Annotated in this window: 19 protein-coding genes; 4 read left to right on the forward strand and 15 right to left on the reverse strand. The window is 49.6% G+C overall.

All coding sequences use genetic code 11. The features are described from left to right. Window positions 1-973: 973 nt before the first annotated feature. From yeiP to CWO84_RS09550, 9 genes are all read right to left on the reverse strand, one after another. Window positions 974-1,540 (reverse strand): elongation factor P-like protein YeiP, encoded by a 567-nt coding sequence (gene yeiP / locus CWO84_RS09510; RefSeq protein ID WP_033159245.1) that lies wholly within the window; start codon window positions 1,538-1,540, stop codon window positions 974-976. Between the two features lie 3 nt (window positions 1,541-1,543). Further along, a complete protein-coding gene (locus CWO84_RS09515; protein WP_101052422.1) occupies window positions 1,544-2,266 on the reverse strand; it encodes an arginyltransferase in 723 nt (240 codons plus the stop codon). Further along, window positions 2,263-2,955 (reverse strand): leucyl/phenylalanyl-tRNA--protein transferase, encoded by a 693-nt coding sequence (gene aat, locus CWO84_RS09520; RefSeq protein WP_101052423.1) that lies wholly within the window; start codon window positions 2,953-2,955, stop codon window positions 2,263-2,265. Before aat ends, CWO84_RS09515 begins: the two co-directional genes overlap by 4 nt. A 121-nt stretch (window positions 2,956-3,076) precedes the next feature. Beyond that, a complete protein-coding gene (locus CWO84_RS09525; protein ID WP_225892914.1) occupies window positions 3,077-3,805 on the reverse strand; it encodes a response regulator transcription factor in 729 nt (242 codons plus the stop codon). 13 nt (window positions 3,806-3,818) lie between these two features. Further along, complete coding sequence (locus CWO84_RS09530) at window positions 3,819-5,405, reverse strand: ATP-binding protein (RefSeq protein ID WP_033159249.1); 1,587 nt, start codon at window positions 5,403-5,405, stop codon at window positions 3,819-3,821. A 5-nt stretch (window positions 5,406-5,410) separates the two neighbouring features. Further along, a complete protein-coding gene (locus CWO84_RS09535) occupies window positions 5,411-5,986 on the reverse strand; it encodes a hypothetical protein (protein WP_033159250.1) in 576 nt (191 codons plus the stop codon). 5 nt (window positions 5,987-5,991) lie between these two features. Then, window positions 5,992-7,443, reverse strand: coding sequence for an ATP-binding protein (locus CWO84_RS09540; protein ID WP_033159251.1), 1,452 nt, complete (start codon window positions 7,441-7,443; stop codon window positions 5,992-5,994). 327 nt (window positions 7,444-7,770) lie between these two features. After that, window positions 7,771-8,247: a NifB/NifX family molybdenum-iron cluster-binding protein gene (locus CWO84_RS09545; RefSeq protein WP_101052424.1), complete on the reverse strand. Its 477-nt coding sequence runs from the start codon at window positions 8,245-8,247 to the stop codon at window positions 7,771-7,773. 178 nt (window positions 8,248-8,425) lie between these two features. After that, entirely contained in the window at window positions 8,426-8,743 is a 318-nt protein-coding gene (locus tag CWO84_RS09550) for a hypothetical protein (protein ID WP_033159253.1), read from the reverse strand. 513 nt (window positions 8,744-9,256) lie between these two features. Between CWO84_RS09550 and CWO84_RS09555 the strand changes: the two genes are divergently transcribed. The 4 genes from CWO84_RS09555 to CWO84_RS09570 are packed head-to-tail and all read left to right on the forward strand — an operon-like array spanning window position 9,257 to window position 12,384. After that, window positions 9,257-9,919 carry a hypothetical protein gene (locus CWO84_RS09555; protein WP_129871439.1) on the forward strand — a complete coding sequence of 221 codons (663 nt, stop codon included), beginning with the start codon at window positions 9,257-9,259 and terminating at the stop codon, window positions 9,917-9,919. Next, window positions 9,916-10,848: a hypothetical protein gene (locus CWO84_RS09560; protein WP_033159255.1), complete on the forward strand. Its 933-nt coding sequence runs from the start codon at window positions 9,916-9,918 to the stop codon at window positions 10,846-10,848. The genes CWO84_RS09555 and CWO84_RS09560 overlap by 4 nt, the downstream gene beginning before the upstream one ends. After that, on the forward strand, window positions 10,821-11,390 hold the full coding sequence (locus CWO84_RS09565; protein WP_033159256.1) for an adenylyltransferase/cytidyltransferase family protein: 570 nt from the start codon (window positions 10,821-10,823) through the stop codon (window positions 11,388-11,390). The genes CWO84_RS09560 and CWO84_RS09565 overlap by 28 nt, the downstream gene beginning before the upstream one ends. 22 nt (window positions 11,391-11,412) lie before the next feature. After that, complete coding sequence (locus CWO84_RS09570) at window positions 11,413-12,384, forward strand: AIR synthase-related protein (RefSeq protein ID WP_084153539.1); 972 nt, start codon at window positions 11,413-11,415, stop codon at window positions 12,382-12,384. Window positions 12,385-12,784: 400 nt separating this feature from the next. Here the strand turns inward: CWO84_RS09570 and CWO84_RS09575 are convergent, their stop codons facing one another. From CWO84_RS09575 to flgH, 6 genes are all read right to left on the reverse strand, one after another. Continuing rightward, entirely contained in the window at window positions 12,785-13,093 is a 309-nt protein-coding gene (locus tag CWO84_RS09575; protein ID WP_033159257.1) for a hypothetical protein, read from the reverse strand. Between the two features lie 157 nt (window positions 13,094-13,250). Beyond that, window positions 13,251-14,159 carry a flagellar hook-associated protein FlgL gene (flgL, locus tag CWO84_RS09580; protein WP_101052425.1) on the reverse strand — a complete coding sequence of 303 codons (909 nt, stop codon included), beginning with the start codon at window positions 14,157-14,159 and terminating at the stop codon, window positions 13,251-13,253. Between the two features lie 9 nt (window positions 14,160-14,168). Beyond that, window positions 14,169-15,836 (reverse strand): flagellar hook-associated protein FlgK, encoded by a 1,668-nt coding sequence (flgK, locus tag CWO84_RS09585; protein ID WP_033159259.1) that lies wholly within the window; start codon window positions 15,834-15,836, stop codon window positions 14,169-14,171. Between the two features lie 9 nt (window positions 15,837-15,845). Further along, complete coding sequence (gene flgJ, locus CWO84_RS09590) at window positions 15,846-16,892, reverse strand: flagellar assembly peptidoglycan hydrolase FlgJ (protein ID WP_033159260.1); 1,047 nt, start codon at window positions 16,890-16,892, stop codon at window positions 15,846-15,848. A 45-nt stretch (window positions 16,893-16,937) separates the two neighbouring features. After that, window positions 16,938-18,026 carry a flagellar basal body P-ring protein FlgI gene (locus CWO84_RS09595; RefSeq protein WP_033159261.1) on the reverse strand — a complete coding sequence of 363 codons (1,089 nt, stop codon included), beginning with the start codon at window positions 18,024-18,026 and terminating at the stop codon, window positions 16,938-16,940. A gap of 22 nt (window positions 18,027-18,048) precedes the next feature. Further along, window positions 18,049-18,753 carry a flagellar basal body L-ring protein FlgH gene (gene flgH, locus CWO84_RS09600; protein WP_051670499.1) on the reverse strand — a complete coding sequence of 235 codons (705 nt, stop codon included), beginning with the start codon at window positions 18,751-18,753 and terminating at the stop codon, window positions 18,049-18,051. Window positions 18,754-18,761 lie beyond the last annotated feature (8 nt).

The raw sequence follows: 18,761 nt of genomic DNA on the forward strand, positions 1-18,761 counted from the left end.
GATGTCGGCGCCGCGCATGGGATCAATGCAGTATATTGGAGATGGTACTATTTTATCATGCAGAACAATGTCTTATGAATTACTCTCGCATCTGGTTCAACCAATCAATGCGGCTTGCGGGAGCGATAAAATCAACAGCCTGTTAGAGAATATATACTTGATCTAACCTCTCAGATTGGATCTCAACCTTGGGATGAAAAGTATGAAAGTGAAATTCGTAAGTTAGTACTTGGAAAGATAATACCTGAAGCCCGGAAAGCGGAGGATGCTTACAGAGATATTTGGTGTAATCTTTTTGGAAAAATATCAAAGAAAGCATTTGCTGCCGGTTCTCCTGCGCTAGTAGTTTCTGCCTTTGCAGGTTTTACTCTTTCCGCTCTTCTTACAGGGGCGGCCGCAAGTTTAGGTTCCATTGTTCCAGACCTTTTAGATGCTGCTTCTGAAACTAAAAAAGTACGAAGAAACCCGTTATCATATCTGTTGAATCTAAAACGTATTTAAGTTTGTTTGTAATAACCATCATATTTCGGAGGATTATTGCCAATGACACGAGCGAATTTGCCTGACTCAAAATTCCATTGGATCGTCCGAGATATCACGTCGTGCTAATTGTTGTTGCCGAGTTTCATGTTGAATAGCTATTTTGGGGGTAAACCTGCCATTGACTCGAAATACTCAACAGTCGGCAATTGGCCGAATTTGCTCAGTCAGCACTGAATGCCTGCGAAATATTCCAATAAAGCTGTTGCACTCAGAATTTTTTCAGCAATGCTGCCAAAGGGATTGCGGTGTGTGCCACAAAGAATCAAAAATCGCTTCAATATCAATCGAGCATGAGTCATTCATTGCGGCTCAGACACGAACTCGGACATACTTCCAATCGAGATTTGGGGGCTGACTGGGTAAAGGGCGGGGTAGTGAAGCCGTTGCCGCCGATGGCTGATTCGGTCGGCGGCTGGCGGAGAGGGCGGCGTTAAGCCCGCGACGAGAATTCGCCGGTTTCGGTGTTGACCTTGATCATCTCGCCGGATTCTATATATTCGGGGACTTGTACTTCCAGGCCGGTACTGAGTTTGGCGGTTTTGGTGCGTTTGGTGGCGCTGGAGCCTTTCATGGATGGCGGGGTTTCGACGATTTGCAGCGTAATGGTGGTTGGTAACTGGATACCTAGCGCGGCGTCGTCCATCAACAGCATGATGATGCCTTCCAGGCCGTCGGTCAGATATAGGGTTTGGCCTTCCAGGTCGTCAGCCGCCAGCGCGTATTGATCGTAAGTTTCGCTGTTCATGAAATAGTAGGTGTCGCCGTCCTGGTAGGAAAACTGCACGTTGCACCGTGAACAATCGGCGGCTTTCAGCATGTCGTCGCTTTTGAAGGTTTCGTCCAGCTTCTGCCGGGTTTTCATGTGTGTAAAGCGGACTTTGTAAAGCGTGGTCGCGCCGCGCGAGGTAGGGTTGCGCACGTCGATGTGTTTGACCACATACGGCTCGCCGTTGATTTCGATGGCGGTTCCCTGTTTTAGTTCGTTGGCTTTCGGCACGGCTTAATCCTCGTTAAATGTTTGATTTGAAATAAATTGCCACTGGCCGTTTATTAGGCCGGACAGCGGTTGATAATCGATTTTGTAGCGCATTTTACGACAGTCTTTGATCCAGTAGCCCAGATAAACATATTCCAGTCCCATTTGCTTGGCCGTTTCGATTTGCCACAATACCGCGTAAACGCCTGGGCTATGGTCGGCAAAATACGGGTCGAAAAAGGTATACACCGCCGATAGCCCGTCGGCTACCACATCGACCACCGCGACCGCCGCCAATTGGCCGCCGATTAAAAACTCCACAAACAGCGTGTCGCACCAGCTGCTGCCGAGGAATTTGATGTAGTCATCCGGCGTGATTTCGGCATCTTCGCCGGGCTTGTCGTGGCGGGTGCTTAGATAGCGTTGATACAGTTGGAAATGACGCGGGTCGAACTCGGCGTTTTTGACGACTACCTGGGTTTGGGCATTGCGCTTGATGCAGCGTTTTTGTTTACGGTCGGGTTGGAATAATGCCACCGGCAGCCGCGTCGGCACGCAAACCTGGCAGGCTTCGCAATAGGGTTTATAAACATGATCGCCGCTGCGCCGAAAGCCCTGAGCAATCAGTTGCGAGTAGAGCGTGGTGTCGATATTCACCGACGGATGCACGAAGCCGGAACGTGCCAGACGGTCGTCCAGATAGCCGCAGGCGTGGCCGCTGTCCAGCCAAATCGGGATGGAGCTCATGCTTGCCAAGCGTCGGGCGTCGGTGTTTGATCGCAGAGCCTATCCAGCAGTTCTACAAAGCGGCTGCGAGGGATTTCCGCCGCGCCAAGGCTGAGTAAGTGTTCGCTGCTGACCTGACAGTCGATGACTTGATAACCCCAAGCGCTGAGCTGCTGCACCAGATGCACAAACACCACTTTGGAGGCATCGGTTTTACGATGAAACATCGATTCGCCGAAAAAGACCTGGCCGATGCCAATGCCGTACAGGCCGCCTACCAACTGGCCGTCCTGCCAGGCTTCGCAGCTGTGTGCGATACCCAGGTGGTGTAGTGTGGTATAGGCTTGGCGGATGTCGTCGGTAATCCAGGTGCCACCTTCGTCGCGACGCGGCGCCGCACACGCATCGATTACTTGACGAAAGGCGCTGTCGTAACGAATTTCAAACAATTGTTTGCGCAGGGTTTTCGCCAGGCTGCGAGAAATATTCAGTTGTTCCGGAAACAATACCAAACGCGGGTCGGGCGACCACCACAGAATAGGCTCGCCGGGATTGAACCAGGGGAATACCCCGTGCCGGTAGGCGTTGACGATGCGCTGCGGCGACAGGCAACCGCCAAAGGCCAGTAAGCCGTTGGGTTGTTTCAAGGCCTTATGCAGTGGCGGAAAGGCTTGGTGCGGATGATCCGGGTCGAGCAGGGTGAGTTGCATAGGAGGCGCTTGGGTCCGGGTTGGCGCTGGTTTGTTCAGTAAGCTAGCTTACCAAGGTTTGTAGGCTGCCGACCAGACTGTTGATAACGGTGCGTAGACACAAAAATTTCGCACGTCCAACTCAAGATGCATCCATTTTGTATCCAAAGCCGCGCACGGTTTTCAGCAATTTCAGCTCGTAATCGTCGTCTATCTTCCGCCGTAGTTGACGAATATAAACATCCACCACATTGGTCAGCGGATCGGCGCTATAGCCCCAGACTTGTTCCAGAATGCGCGTGCGGCTCAATACTTTACCCGGCATGCGCATAAAGCATTCCAGCAAGGCAAACTCCTTGGGGGTTAACTCGATGACGTTATCGCCGCGTCTTACCTCGTGAGTTTCGCCATTAAGTACCAGGTCTTCGATACGCAATTCTTTGTCGTCCTGCTTCACTTCGCCGCCGCGCCGCCTGAGTAAAACTTCGATACGGGCCAGCAATTCTTCAAAGGCGAACGGCTTGGTCATATAGTCGTCGGCACCGGAGCGCAGGCCGGCTACTTTGTCTTGCACGGTATCGCGCGCGGTCAGCATCAAAATCGGGGTGTCGATGCCGTTGCTGCGCAAGCGTTCGCAAATCTGCCGGCCGTTCATGTCCGGCAGGCCCAAGTCCAGAATGATCACCTGAAAGCTGCCTTCGGTACCCAAGGCAATGGCCTCTTGCCCGCTACGGGCCACCTCCACGGCATAGCCCTCGGCTTTTAAGCCGCGTTGCACGAAATCGATGATACGCTCGTCGTCTTCAACCATCAGTACCCGCATATAGCCTATTCCCGTCAGAGTATTGGTCGTCATGTATTTATCATTCATATGAAAATCCGTCCTATGCTACCGTAAGCAGGGGTAGTGTAACCGTAAATGTCGATCCGGCGTTTTCGACGCTACGTACCGCGATTTGCCCGCCGTGGGCTTGCAGGATGGATTTGGCCATCGGCAAACCCAGGCCGGAGCCGTCGTCTCGGGAATGCTGGGCATTGCTGCTGCGGAAGTGGCGTTCGAAAATTCGATCCAGATCCTCGGAGGGTATGCCTATGCCCTGATCGGTCAGGCTGAAACAGGCCTGTTTACCGTCGCGCCATAACGCCACAGCGATATGCCCGAGCGGTTTGGAATAGCGGCAGGCATTTTCGCCCAGAATGAACAGCACCTGCCGTAGCCGTTGCTTGTCGCCGCGCACCAGTAACGGTCCGGAAGGCGCGTCCAGGCTGACGGAAATCGAATATTCTTGCGCCATCACTTGAAAATCCTCGACGCTGCTGGCTACCAAATCCGCCAAATCCACTTTATTCCATTCGAATTGCAGATTGGCCGTGTCGGCGCGGGCCAGAAACAGTAAATCGTTCACGTATTTACCCAACTGCATCGACAGCTCGACGATGCGTTGCAATGCGTCTTTGTATTCTTCGGCATCGCGGTCCTGGCCGCGCAACGTCACTTCCGCTTCGCCGCGAATCACCGTGATCGGCGTGCGCAGTTCGTGGCTGATGTCCGCCAAAAACTCACGGCGGGCATTATCCATGCGCTTTAATTCCTCGTTCAATAGATTAAGCTCAAAGGTCCGCTCGGTCACTCGCTCTTCCAATACGGCGCGGCCTTCGCGTAGTTTATCTTGTTGGACTTCCAGTTCCTTGGCCATTTGATTGAAGTGGCTGGCCAAATAAGCAAATTCGTCGCGGCTGTCCAAAGCGATTCGGTAATCCAGGTTGCCGGAGGCGATTTCGTCCGTGCCTTTCATTAGCGCTTCGATAGGTTTTTTAAACGCGCGCAGCAACATGATGCCGGCTACCAAGCTGAATAGCGCCGCGGTTAACGAAGCTAAAATCGCCGTCCAGCGCGACTTTTCCACCAACATTTCCAACTCGCGCTTGGCTTTTTGGGCTTTTTCCCGTTCGGCGTTGATAGCGGCGTCGATTAGGGGTTGGAATTTACCGTCGATTTCCTCTTCAGTGAACTTGGCTAAAGCCTGCACCGCGGTAGTCAGCTTACCTTGCAAGCGCAGCCGCTCCACTTCTTCGAAACGATATTCGCTGGCTTCCAGGAAAGCGGTGAGATGGGCGACTTTCTCCAACTCCGCGGGCTTATTGGTCCATTCTTCGCTGGCGCTGTCTGTGTCCGGCGCTTTGACGGCGGTGTCGCGCAGCGTTTGCATGGCCTCGTAAAGACGGCGTTTGGAAGATTCCACGCCGGTTTCCGAATTGGGGTTGGCGGTGATCAGCCGGTCCATGCGTTGCTTGAAATGGCGATAAGCTTCCTGCGACAGCTGTTCGTAATCGTCGAAGGTTTCGTAGGCGGTTTGGCTGTGTTGAAAATAGCGCGCTACTTCGTCGGCGCCCCAATACAAGGCAATACCCAAACTCAATACAAAGCAGAACGAAACAACAATGACTATCGCCAAGCGAAACCGAAACATTGGCCTTATTTGCCTTCGCTAGTCTCGTCCAGTTGCTTTTCCATCGACCGGATGGCTTCCAGTTTCTCGCGTAGCAGTCTTGATTCTTCTTTCTTGGAACCGGCGGCGTCTTTCGTTTCCAGCACGTTTTGCACGGTTTTGTGTTTGCGTTCCAATGAGCCGAGTTTTCTTGATGCGCTGTTGATGCGTTTTAATGCTTCGGTGTGAATGGCAACCAGATGGCGCATCCGTTCGTCGCTCAGGCCTGCGGGCGGAATGCCGGCAATTTCATCGAGAATTTTGGGAATGTCACCACAGGCATCTGACAATAGGCGGCCTACCATCAAATGCAATAACACGCCAATCTCGGGTTCGTCTTTTTGGCGTTTCATTAAAGACCGGCATGTCTCGGTGCGGCTCGCCGTGGTCATGTTGGCCAGATTGTTGCCAAAATCCAGCAACTCGTCTATGTCCGAATGCACCACCGGCGCGCTGTAAACGGTTGGAAAATGTTCCTTGACGCTGGAATCCATCTCGGCGCAGCCGCTGATGGCCAACAATGATGCGATCAGTGCCAATACGCGCATGAATAGTGCCTGCATGTTGCTTAATTCTCCCCGGTTAACGGAATTTGAACCCTGATGCGGGCTCCTTGTTGGTCTTGACGGGCATCGATGACTTCCACTTTGCCTTGATGATTGGCGACGTATTCCTTGACGATGGCCAAGCCCAGGCCGGGGCCGTCGCCGGTATCGCCGGTCTTGCCGCGATAAAACGGCTCGAAGATATGATCGCGTTCGTCGATGGCGATACCGGGGCCTTCGTCTTCCACTTCTAGCTCCATTAACGTGCCGGCGTCGCGTAATATGACGCGAATTTCGCCACCTTCCGGCGAAAATTTCACGGCATTGGTCAGCAATTGTTCGATGATTGCCCGCAATTGTTCGGGAATGCCGGCAATTTCCACCGGCCGCGCCAGCATGCGGATAGCGATGGCTTTACTGCTTAAAACCGGTTGAAAATCGTCAACGACGGTTTCCAGCAAATCTTTGACGTTTACGCTTTCCTTGCGATTGATGTCGGGCAGGGAATTGATCCGACTGTAGCGCAGTAATTCCTCGGATACGGCGCTTAACTTTTCGATATTGGCGCATAAATGCAAAACAGTGGCTTGCCGCTTGCTGTTGGGGTCGTAGTCGGTTTCGCCGGCCAGCAATTCGGCATCCTGACGCAGGCTTGCCAAGGGCAGTTCTATCTCGCGGGCGACGTTTTGCATAAATTGTTGCTTGGACACTTCCAGTTCCAGTAAGCGAGTGCGCAGCCACTCCAAACGGTTGCCCAGGTAACGTAAATCCGACGGGCCGTTCACCAGAATCGGTTCGGCCAGCTCGCCCGCGCCCAAACGGCGGATCGAAAGATCAAGTTGCCGCATCGAACGCGACAATACGATCAACAGAACGGCAATCACACCGAACGAAATCGCCAGTAATACTGCGCCTTTGACCAACAGGCCATGCTCCAGCGATTCCGACAATTGGTGCAGTTCGTTGAATTCGTGATCCACGTGGTTTTCAAACTCGCGCGACAGGGTGGCGGCGGATTCGCGCAAGCCCTGGAAAGCTTCGTCTATCGGTAGCTCCAGATTGTTTTCGTCATCCGAGCCGATGATTTGTTGGTAAATCAGGTTTTCTTTTTCGGATAATTCATTGACCAGCAGTGCGATTTTGTTATCGACGTGCAGTTTTAGTAAATCACCCAAAGCCTGTTTAAACGAGGCCCGCACGGTTTCGTAGGATTGCCGTTCGTAGGGTTGGCGCAGCGTCGGGTCGGACAGCAACACAAACAGTTTGGCCTTGCGCTCTATATCGGAGGCTTTTTGTAAAACCAGGCGGATGGTTTTGGTTTGTTCGAAGACATGCGTGTTGACGGTGCGGCCCAGCGCCGAGGTCTCGCGCATGCCGAAAGCGGCGTACATAACGGCCAGAAACAGCGGAATCACCGCAATGACAAAGCCCAGAATGATCAGGGACTTTAACGATAAAAAATTTTTAAATTTCATCCTTGTGCGAGAAGCAATAAATCACTCCATAGTATAGTTGAAACGGTATCCTAAAAATTGGCCCTAAATCCTTCACAAACGGCATTGCCCAGCGGCCATAAGGCCGGTGGCGGCAAATATTGGGAGGTGTAGGCGGTATGCCCTGAGTTTAGAAAAAGGTAGTTTAGCGTTGGAGATGGTGGCGCAAATGTCGGTCGCCGGCCCAAGCGTGCGATTATTTTCGCCCGGCCTTCACATACCATCGCTGCTGCGGGGATGACGCTACCCGGAAATGTAAGGACAGGGGTAGTAGAGTTGGAGGGTATTAAGGCAAAATTGCCCGGCAGATTATTCAGCCCATTCTTCGTCAGCCATCTCTGCAAAACGGCTCTGATCTTTACCGGATTTTTGTTTAAAAATACGTTCCAGCAACGGTGACATGGCACCGGTAAGGTCTTGCTGTAACTCGGCAATGATTTCTTCAATGTCGGGACCGCCTTTAACAATGACCGGATGAGCGCCCAATTTGATTAATTCATTGGTGGCTGTGCCACCAACCGAGCCGCAATAAACCATATCGCAGCCGGTTAACCAGGCCAGCTTAGGCTTTAATTTCTCTTCATTCCCGTCACGCTGTTCCTTACCAAACGACTTAGCCGCCAAAGGCGTCGCGGAACTGCCGTCTATAGCGTAGACATGAAATCCCAAGGATGAACCGAAATGCTGATTGATCATTTCCCCATCGGAACTGGCAAAAGCCACGATCAGCTTATTCGCATCGACTTCAAGCTCCGCGACACTGTTTACATCGGCAAGTTGATTCATATGACACTCCGTAATGAATATTTGGGCCAAAGGACGACTAAGGCTAGGTTTTAAAACTGATGGTCTTGGGTGTTGTTAATCCGTGCCTTACTTAAATCCGGCGCTTAAATACCGTTCGACCAGAGCCTGTCGAAGGGCACACCAGCCGTGGGTTTTTACGAGCTCGGTACAAACCGCGCTACTTTCGTTGTCGGTATTCCGCAACCAGCTCTTTAATCTTCAGTCGCATAATGTCTTTTAACATTTGTATTTTTCGGTCATGTTCCTGGTGTGCAATATCGTAAATTTGTTTTCTGAGAGTTTCGTTACTATCCTCGGGCAGACTCAAAGACCATTCAGAAAAAAAGGCATCGTAGCTGTCTATCGTTTTGATCAACTCAAACCTGAGTTTTTCCCTGTCTTGCCTCGGGATAGCCTTTAGCGCTGCATCGATAACCGCATCAAGATCCGATTTTTGTTGTTGGTTGGGAACGGGAAACGGGATGATCTCAGACATAAGCGCCGTGATAATGATGAACAACCGGACATAGCATTGATTTGTGCACGGCTTGCTTAATTCATATTTCGCGCCAATTTATAAGTTATTGATTAATAAGTAGAAAATCCTGTGAGTATCTGTTGCGTTTGTAACAAACAAGACCCTGTTGAACCGCAGATGTTTGAATGGCAGCAGTTGCGCTTAATCAACTACCGCAATCCGACTTGAAATGTTAGCGCTATAGCAGGTGTAAATTGGCGGAGCTTTCTCAGTAAGGATTGACCGGGTAAAACCGACCCTAAGCAGACTGTCGATAAATATTCCGAATGGCAGCAAGTTCAGGAATAGGTGACAATCAAGCACTTGTCGCGAATAGCGTGCAACATGTTGAAGTTATCCAGACTTGGCTATCACGTCAAGAATGCGTGTTATCCCGTTTAGAGCTACAAAGCTTTCAGAATGAGATTGACGTACTAATAGTTTGATTGTTAGATTGACAGACCAATTTTATAAAAACATCAGGGTATTGTTTTGAAAGAAGCTGACTTGCCTAAAAAATATGCTGAAGAGTCAGTTCTTGTATGTTCAAGAGCAAAATTAGAACTTTTAATCCACGGAGTCGGGGTAATTCCGTCTTGCAATGAGCTATGGGCAGAAATTTCTAATGCATTCCCCATGAAAAGGGGAATTGCCGAGGAAAACACTGATGTTGTTCAATTAGTTTCCTATTTTGTGGTTCTAAATAACAATAAGTTACTGACTCACAAGAGAAGCAAACGGCAACCTGAAAAAAGACTTGTAAATATAAAATCAGTTGGTTTCAGTGGGCATATTATGGAGTCTGATGCTGACAAGCTATATAATTTCGATATGTTTGAACCATCGTTAATAACACCATATATAAATAGAGAGCTAGCTGAAGAAGTGAAGGTAAAGCTAAACCCCGATTTTCCAATTAGTTTTGTGGGTTATATTTGGGAGCCTTCAGACGCTTTGGGAAAACAACATTTAGGGCTAATGTATATAGTGCCTTGCGACGGATCATTCACAATAATGGAGCCAGGTTTATTAACTCAGGCAAGATTTGAGAGTATGGTTGATATTAATAGTACTATTGATAATTATACAACATGGTCTCGGATGGTAATTAATTACTTAAATAATAATAAAAATAAACTAGGTAACGATATATGAAATTTCCCTTTGCCCCTGATTCCTGGAGCGATCCAATATGGCAAGGAATGATTGCTTCATCGGTTGTCCTTATCATTCAGGTGATTGGGGCGACAATCCTAACTTGGGTTAGGAAATCAAGAATTAAAGCGGGTAGAAATGACTTTGGATCACTGCTGTATATTGCTGTTACTGCTGTGCCATTTATTGTTTTGCTAATTATTTCAGCATATTCTACAAATATAACTGGCATACATGTGCTTTTTATTGCTGTTAGCTCACTTATACCTTTCTTTATGTTGTCTAGTTATATTTTTCGGGTTGAAAAAAATCTAAGAGGGTCAGCTGAGTTATTAGCTCGCTTACACGCCGCAGGTGTTCATGACGCTGTTATAGACCCAACCATAGAAGACTATTCGAACTTACTAAAAGGTACTATTCATGGATTTTCGTTGCTTGGAGTAGGTGCTGAAAAATTAACTAGAGATTTTGAAGTATTTAAATCAGCAATGAATCGTTGCTCTAACAATAATAATCCAGCAAGATTTTTACTGGTTGCTCCCGATGTAGACTGGGTGCATGAAGGTGCAACAAGAAGGGGTCTAGGAAAAAGCCATTTTAAGGAGTTGTTAATACGTTCACTAAGAAAAATAAAGCAATTGAAAGAAGAATATCAGACTCCAATTGAGGTTCGCTTTTATAGATCAAAGCCACTATTTAGAATTCTCTTGATAAATAATAATGAATGCTGGTTTGGTTATTATAGTGAATCAGTCGTAAACACTCAAGAAAACGAGTTTGAAAATAAAAGTCACACCACACTAATTGTAAGAAAACCGTTGGATATTCCCCCTGACCGAGAATTCTACGGTGCTACGGAGGAATATTTTAACCAATTATGGAAGCAAGCAAAGAGAGATGTATGGGATTTCGAGAAATATCTAAGTTAGGCTGTATTCATGGCCGCTTTCAGCCCTTTCATTATGGCCATGTAAATTATTTTTTAGAAGCCGTAAAAATTTGGCCAAAATTGATAATAGGGCTTGCAGCCCCTACGCCTGTCAAAAATCCTATTGCAGGAGTCGAACATAGAGCGACAGACTTTGCCAATCCCCTTACTTATACAGAAAGAATGATTTTGATAAGAAGTTCGTTATCTGAAATAGGAGTAAATAGCAATAATGTGGAATTTATACCATTCCCTATTGATGAGCCGGAAAAATTGGAATATATACTTCCAAAAACTATTGTATGTGCAACAACGAGACTCTATCAATGGAATGAAGAAAAGATTCGCCGTTTAGAAAAATACGGATATAAGCCACACGTTTTAGAACAATGCGTTAAATCACCATTTGATGGATCAACCATAAGGGAGTATATTATAAATGATGATCCTATATGGAAAACTTATATGCCTGAAATAGCTGCGGAGTTAATAGAAGAGTGGAAAATACGGGACAGGCTTATATCAATGATAAACAAACAATAGTTCAATAATTGAGCGGTTTTCCATGGTTGATTGCGATTATTTTAGATTCGGCTGCAATGCTAAACTTCCTGCACATCAATTGTTGAATCTTACTGGTTCTAGATGTATCTCTGATTTTGCTGATGACTCTCAGCCCTTACAGGCTAATAATAAAATAAGCGCAACTATTGATACCGTTTTTCCTTGCTCTCCATGTGCTAAAACCTATGCTAAAGCAGCTTTTTACCATTGTGCTAATGACCTAATAGCCGCCAAGATTACACCAACGGACTGCTTACTGAGCACTGGATTAGGAAATGATATTACTCAGGAAGAGCAGGTAACAATATTTAGTGAGATTACAAGTCTTTCATTGTCTTTAGGTGTAAAACTTGTAAATCAACACACATATCTATCTGATAAGACTAGCCTTACTTTTACATTCATTGGGGAGTCAAATTATGGTGGAGTTAGAGATATAAGCGATGATCTAGATATTATATTAACCAAGCCACTTGGTGGTTCGTATTACTTGGTTCACTCACTGATAAATAATGATACTACTTTACAAGAGTTGGCCACGAGCTACTTGACAACTGATCCATTTAACTTAATTCCGTTGCTTACAACTAAATGCCCTTTAATAACGGATGTTTCAGGTTTTGGATTTATTGGCCACTTATCAACATTAGCTAAAAAATATAGTTTAGAGTGTAAAATTAATACTGCTATGATTGAAACTATCTCTTTGCCCATAGATACTAGATATTTAGATAGCTTTTTAACATCTAAAAAATGCAATATCCGTGACTTTTCATGTAACGTTGTTACACGCCTAAAGCTTAGCAGTTTAATGGAGGAAATTTTATATTCTGGTGAAACAAACGGACCTCTTTTAGTTTTTTGTGAGAAAGATTATACAGATAGGCTATTGGAGGAGTTAAATAGGCATGCAAGATCTCATTTGATAGGTTCAGCTCGTAGAGGTGCGCAATCAAAAATAGAATTACATTAATTTATACTATGAGTAGTACTAAATGTGCTAACTAGTATATCAACTTGACTCATAAAACTGCCACAAATCTTGCTGAGACAAAATTCTCCCGCTTTTATGGTTGAGCTATAGTTGCCGTTAGTGGCAGCTTTTCTATGCTTACCTGCTATTCGTTTGATGATAGCGATAGACAGGGTTGTAGGATACTGAACTGAACAACGTGAATCGCATCGTTCGCGATTGATGCAGTTCGTAAACTCATCATGCCACGTCTGCTTTTGGCTGGACATTTGTCATTGGTTTTATTGTTTTGTTAGGCGGCTTTTGGCCGAAATTTGCCCATCAACCCACTCCAGAACACCTACCGGAAAATCGGGTTTGCGATAGGTTTAAAGACAATTCACAAATATCCGAAGCTACATCAGGCTTCAAAACCCATCTCGAAGGAAGAGAAGCCGGACTCGTCGCCGTATATCAACGACAGGCCGGACGGATCGGGTATTTTGCTTTGTTTGGCCGAGTAGGCGTCCAGGATTGGGGTGATGTGGCGTACCGATCTGGGCGTGGTGTAAACCAGGAAGGCCGTTTCGTCGTCGGACCAGCCGCCGAACATCGCCATGCCCTCGGGGCCGTTTCGCGCCACGTAGGCGGCTCGGAAAGCGCCTAACAGCACGTAGATTTCACCGGATTCGTATTCCTGGCGGGAGAGGGTGATGCGGTGCCAACTCATGGTTTTTGCCATTTCATGCCTTCCGTCACTAAATCAACTTAATTGACCTAAATCGTCTTGCTGCTTGATTTTGCTCAGCCCCAAGAATCTTAACATCGGAAGGCAATGCAGACCATACAGGTGCCCACCGGGATGGATAATCCCGGTGCTAGAAAAATTACGAAATGTAATTAAACAACGACAGATTTTGTACCTTGGTAAAGGCTTGCTGCGCGGCTTGCAGTGATATTTGTTGCAGATTGAATTTGCTCAAAGCTTCGGCGTAATCCAGGTCGCCGATGTCCGAGGCGGTGGATTTGTTGTCCAGAATGTAGTCGGCGTTTAAATTTTCCTGATCGTCCAAGGCGTTTAAACGGGCGCCGGCCGAGGCGCGTATCGTATCGAAGCGCACCAGAGCGGTATCGATGTCGTTCAGCGAGTTCTTATTGGGCGTGTTGGCTTTTAAATCGGCGGATATTTGCGCGACTGCTTGAAACACGTTGCTGATGCTGCCTGCTGTCAGCGGCGCGACTTGAATACTGCCGAACACCGACTCGCCGGGGTCGCCGTCGGTCACTTGCCGGGTGGGGCCTATCGCGATACTACGTTGGTTGGCGTCACCCTGATAGGCGTAAGCCGGGGTGTCGGTAAATGCGGCCTGATCGGTTTTGTATCCGGAATAAATATACTCGCCGTTGGCATTTTTGGTGTTGGGGATGCTTAGTAATTGCTTGTTCAACTCATCGATTTCCATCGCGATTTGTTTGCGGTTGGTGGCGGTGTTACTGTCGTTCAAACCTTGTACGGTCAATTCCCTGATTCTATGCAACACGCTGCCGGCATTATCCAGGCCGGATTCTTCCAGGTCGAGCCTTTGCCGCGCCGCGCCGATGTTGACTTGGTATTGCTCATTTTCCTTAATGTTGTGATTCAGGTCGATCATACTGGTGGCGGCGACCGCATTTTCCGCGGGGCTGAGGTATTTCTTGCCGGACGATAGTTTTAGCTGAGTCTCGCTGAGTTTGGATTGTTGATCCAACATCGCGTTAAGGCCGAGCTGATGATTCCATGAAGTTGAAATGCGCATAATAATCTCCTAGCGAAATGCCCCGATCAGCGTGTCGAACAGTGAGTTAGCCACCGACACGGCTTTGGCTGCTGCCTGATACGAATTTTGAAAATTGATGAGATTGGCCGCTTCTTCATCCAAGTTGACGCCGGATACGTTTTCCTTGGCGCTGGTGGCTTGCTTTAGCAGGGTTTCCTGCGCGGTGCGACCCACCGAGGCGGCATGCGTTTGCGAACCCACATCCGAGATCATTTGCCCATACACTTGGGTAAAGCTGGCTTTACCGCCGAACATTTTTGCTTGGGTTTCCAGGTTAGCCAATTTCAGCGCATTGCTGTTGTCGCCGGGCAGGCCGGTGGCGCTGGCGGCAGCAATTTGTCTGGGATTGGTGATGGCCGCGTTCACTTTGATTTTGGCGGCGGCATTAAAGTTGGGGCTGATCTGGAAGGAATCGCCGCTGGTCAACGAGCCGCCGCTAAAACTAATACTAAAACCGTTAGTGGCGGCGGTGGTCGCCAGAGTAGCGGCGCTTAAGCCTGTGGTAGTGGTATTGTCGCTTAAATTGGTCAGGCTGAAAGTGGCCGCCGGCACCGTTGCGGTCACATCAAGCCGGTAAGCGGCGCCCAAGCCGGATGCTGATGTTGGGGCAACAAATGCGCTAGAAACCACCAAGGTGCTGTCGCTGACGGTGGCTTTCACTTGTGGAGTAGGCGAATTCAAATCAAAAAACGCCACATTGGTGTTGCCGTTGATGTCGTAGCCGGCTTTATGAATATTGTTAAATTCCGTAGCCAAACCGGTTGCCAGCAAACCCAGCTGTTGTTGCGCAGGGTCCAGTACTTGATCTCTAAAGCGCAAATTGCCGGAGATTTCGCCGCCGGATAACTGTTTTGAAATATCCTGGCCATTCAGCATGATCAGCTTTTGATTGACGTCGTTACTGTCGCCGACCACGGACAGCGTCGAAGCCGCACTGCCCAACACCAGTGGTTGGCCCTTGCCGATAAACACGTTGTAAGAGCCGTCGGCTTGGGCGACATAGGAAACATCGGCTTTTTCGGCAATTTTAGTCAGCAATAGATCGCGCTGATCCATCAACTCGTTGGGCATTTGCTTGCCGGACGAGCGGCCGATGTCCGACACGATTTTCACATTCAATTCGGCCAGGGTTTTGGCAAAGCCGTTTAGCTCTTGCACCGAGCTGGTGATGTTATCGTTGACGCGCTTACGCAAATCGCCGAAGCGGGCGCTCATGGTGTTGAATTGCTGGGTCAGCGATTCGGCTTCGGTCAACATCACCTGGCGGGCGGCCACCGAGCTGGGATCGTTGGCAACGCTGTCGATCGCATCGAAAAAGCTTTTCATGGCCGGTGCCAGACCAGTGGTTTCGTCGGCGGTGATATTGTCGATTTGCGAGGACAAGGTGTAAAAACTGTCTATATCGTGAAACGTCGCGGTGCTGGAGCGGACCTGATTGCTGATGAACTGGTCGTAGCTGCGGGTGATATTAGCAACCTCGACGCCGTTGCCCATATAGCCGTTGCCGGTGAATTGCTCGGGGCGGGTGGCCAGTTCGACGCGCTGCCGGCTGTAGCCTTCGGTGTTGGCGTTGCTGATGTTGTTGCTGGTGGTTTCCAGCGAGCGCTGGAACGCCGTCAGCCCCGACAATGCGTTTCCGAGAATGCCAATGGCCATGGTCGCCTCCTATCCCGCGCTTTTTAGAGCTGCTACCTGGGCCGCGGTTTGGCTGTGGTAGATCGTCATGACTTTTTCGGCATACCGCGGATCGGTGGCATAACCGGCTTGTTGCAGCTCGTGTAAATAGTGTCCGGCGTTGCCGGCTTTTTTCAAAGCTTCGCTGTAACGCGGATTGGTTTTGATAAAGTTCACGTAATCGTCGAAGCTCTCTTTATAGGAATCGTAAGCCCGGAAGCCGGCCATTTCTTTTTTGGCGACACCCCCGGCATATTCCAGCGTCATGGTTTTGGCTTGTTTGCCTTGCCAGGACCTGTCGGCCTTGATATTGAACAAGTTAAAGCTGTTATCGCCCTGGGGATTTTTCACCATGCCTTGGCCCCAGCCGGTTTCTAATGCCGCTTGAGCCAGCAAGACATTGGGATCTACTCCCAGGCTGCGCGCGGCTTGTTCGGCATGCGGACGCAATTGGTTAACGAACTCGTCTCTGGAGGTTAGCGGCCGATCATTTTCGCTGCTGACTTTGTCGTCCAGGGTTTGCCATTGGTCGGCTAGCGCATTTTGACTACGTTCCAAACGGGCCAAACTGCGTTCCAGGCTGCTTAAGCCGGAGGCATCCAGCGGCAGGGATTCTTCGCTTTCCTCGCCGGCTCGCAACGACTGATGATGGTCGGGCTTATTGCTGGCGCCGGTGCCGGCCGCGCGATTCAAGAAATCGCCAGTGGACAGTTGTTTGTCTTGTTCTTCGTCTTTGTTTTGTTTGGGCGACAGTTGTTGGGCAATCAAATCCGCAAAACCGATGCCGGGTTTGCCGGCCAGGTGCACGGACATTTGCTGGTCGTACATGTCTTGATAAAACTGGGTTTGTTGGCTATCCAAAATGCCTTCGGACAATTTAGCCTGACGCATGTTTTTCATGATCATGCCTAAAAACACCGACTCGAATTGTTTGGCGACTTCCTTGATCGCCTCGGGCGATTGCTCGCGGGCGCCTTGTTTAAGTTTCGCCAGGCCGTTGAAGTCGGTATAAACCGAAGCGCTGTCTACGTTTAACATGGGAATCTCCAAAGAATCATGCAATTGGCGGCTGTGTAACGTTGTTTAAATCACAATCAACTCGGCTCTGAGCGCGCCGGCGGATTTCAATGCTTCCAAAATCGCCACCAAGTCGCTGGGGCCGGCGCCGACGCCATTTACCGCTTGGACGATCTCGTCCAGCGATACGCCGGGGTTGAAGACAAACATGTGGTTTTTATCTTCTTTAACCGAGACATTGGATTGCGGTGTGACTACGGTACTGCCGCCGGATAAGGGGTTGGGCTGGCTGACTTGTTGGTTTTCGCTGATCGTCACCGTCAGGCTGCCATGAGACACCGCGGCCGGTTGTACTCTGACCTTGCTGTTGATAATCACGGTGCCGGTGCGCGAGTTGACGATCACTTTGGCCGGTGCGTCGTCGGGAGCCAATTCCAGGTTTTCGATAACTGAGGCAAAACCGACCCGTTGATTGGGATTAACCGGCGCTCTGACGCTGACCGAAGTGGCGTCGACGGCTTGCGCGGTGTCGGCGCCTAAAGCCTTGTTGATCGAGTCCGCCATGCGCTGCGCGGTGGTGAAATCCGCGGAATTCAAGTTAAACACCAGGTCCGCGCTTTGATCGAATGAACTGGGCACGATGCGTTCCACCGTGGCGCCGTTGGGTACCCGGCCGACCAGTGGATTGTTGACGGTAATTTTTGAGCCGTCCTGGCCGCCGGCACTAAGGCCGCCTACCACTAAATTCCCTTGTGCCACCGCATACACATTGCCGTCGGCACCGCGTAAAGGACTCATCAACAGCGAGCCGCCGCGCAAACTTTTGGCATCGCCTATCGAGGACACCGTGACGTCAATTTTTTGACCGGGTTTGGCGAAAGCGGGCAGGTCGGCGTGAATACTGACCAATGCGACGTTTTTGGCTTTGGGATCGGTATCGGGCGGCAAGGTCAGGCCCAGTTTGCCCATCATGCTGCGCAGGCTTTGGCCGGTAAATTTGGTTTTGTCGCCGGTTTTATCCAGCCCCGTCACCAGGCCATAGCCCACCAATTGGTTGGTGCGCACGCCGGCGATGGCGGCGATGTCTTTGATACGTTCCGCTTGCGCGGTATTTGCCAAGAGCAGTAAGGCGAATGAAAAGAGTATTTTGTTCATCAGATTTCTCCGTCAGCCTCGGCTAGAAAGGAAACAAGGGGCTGGAAAGAATTCGCGAGATCCAGCCGGGCTTGCTGCTGTCGGCCAAGGCGCCGTCGCCGGTGTACATAATTGTGGCGTCGGCCACTTTGCTGGAGGCCAGGGTGTTGGCGACGTTGATGTCGATAGGCCTTACGATGCCGGACAGGCGGATATATTCGCTGCCGTCGTTCAGCGTCACACGTTTTTCGCCGCGCACGCGCAGATTGCCGTTGGGCAACACGTCGACCACGGTCACGCTCATGCTGCCGGTCAACCGGTTACTTTGCCGGGAGTCGCCTTTGCCTTCGCTGCTGCGGTCGGTACTGTATTCGAGCGATGAGGCCAGGTCATGTCCAAGCAAAGCCTCGCTGGCGACGCCGAATAGAGTTGGGGCGGAGCCTTTGATATTGATGTCAGAGTTTTTACTGGCCTTGGAATTGGCTTGCTTGGTGGCGTTGGTGTTTTCGTCGAAGGTTACCGTCAAAATATCGCCGACCCGGCGCGCGGCATGATCTTCGAATAAGCGCATGTCGTAGCCGGCCTGGTAAATCGCGCCGTTGCTTTGTTGGGGCGGCCGCAAATCGGCGGGTTGTACCGGGGCGAAGTCGGGGTCGCGTTTTGGCAAGGTATCGCAGCCTGCCAGCAAGGCGATTGCCGCTACCAGCAAAATTTTGCCGCCTGCTTGCCGTGTGATGAATGTATTCATGAGCTTTG

Source organism: Methylomonas sp. Kb3, from assembly GCF_002834115.1.
GTDB classification, from domain to species: Bacteria; Pseudomonadota; Gammaproteobacteria; order Methylococcales; family Methylomonadaceae; genus Methylomonas; species Methylomonas defluvii.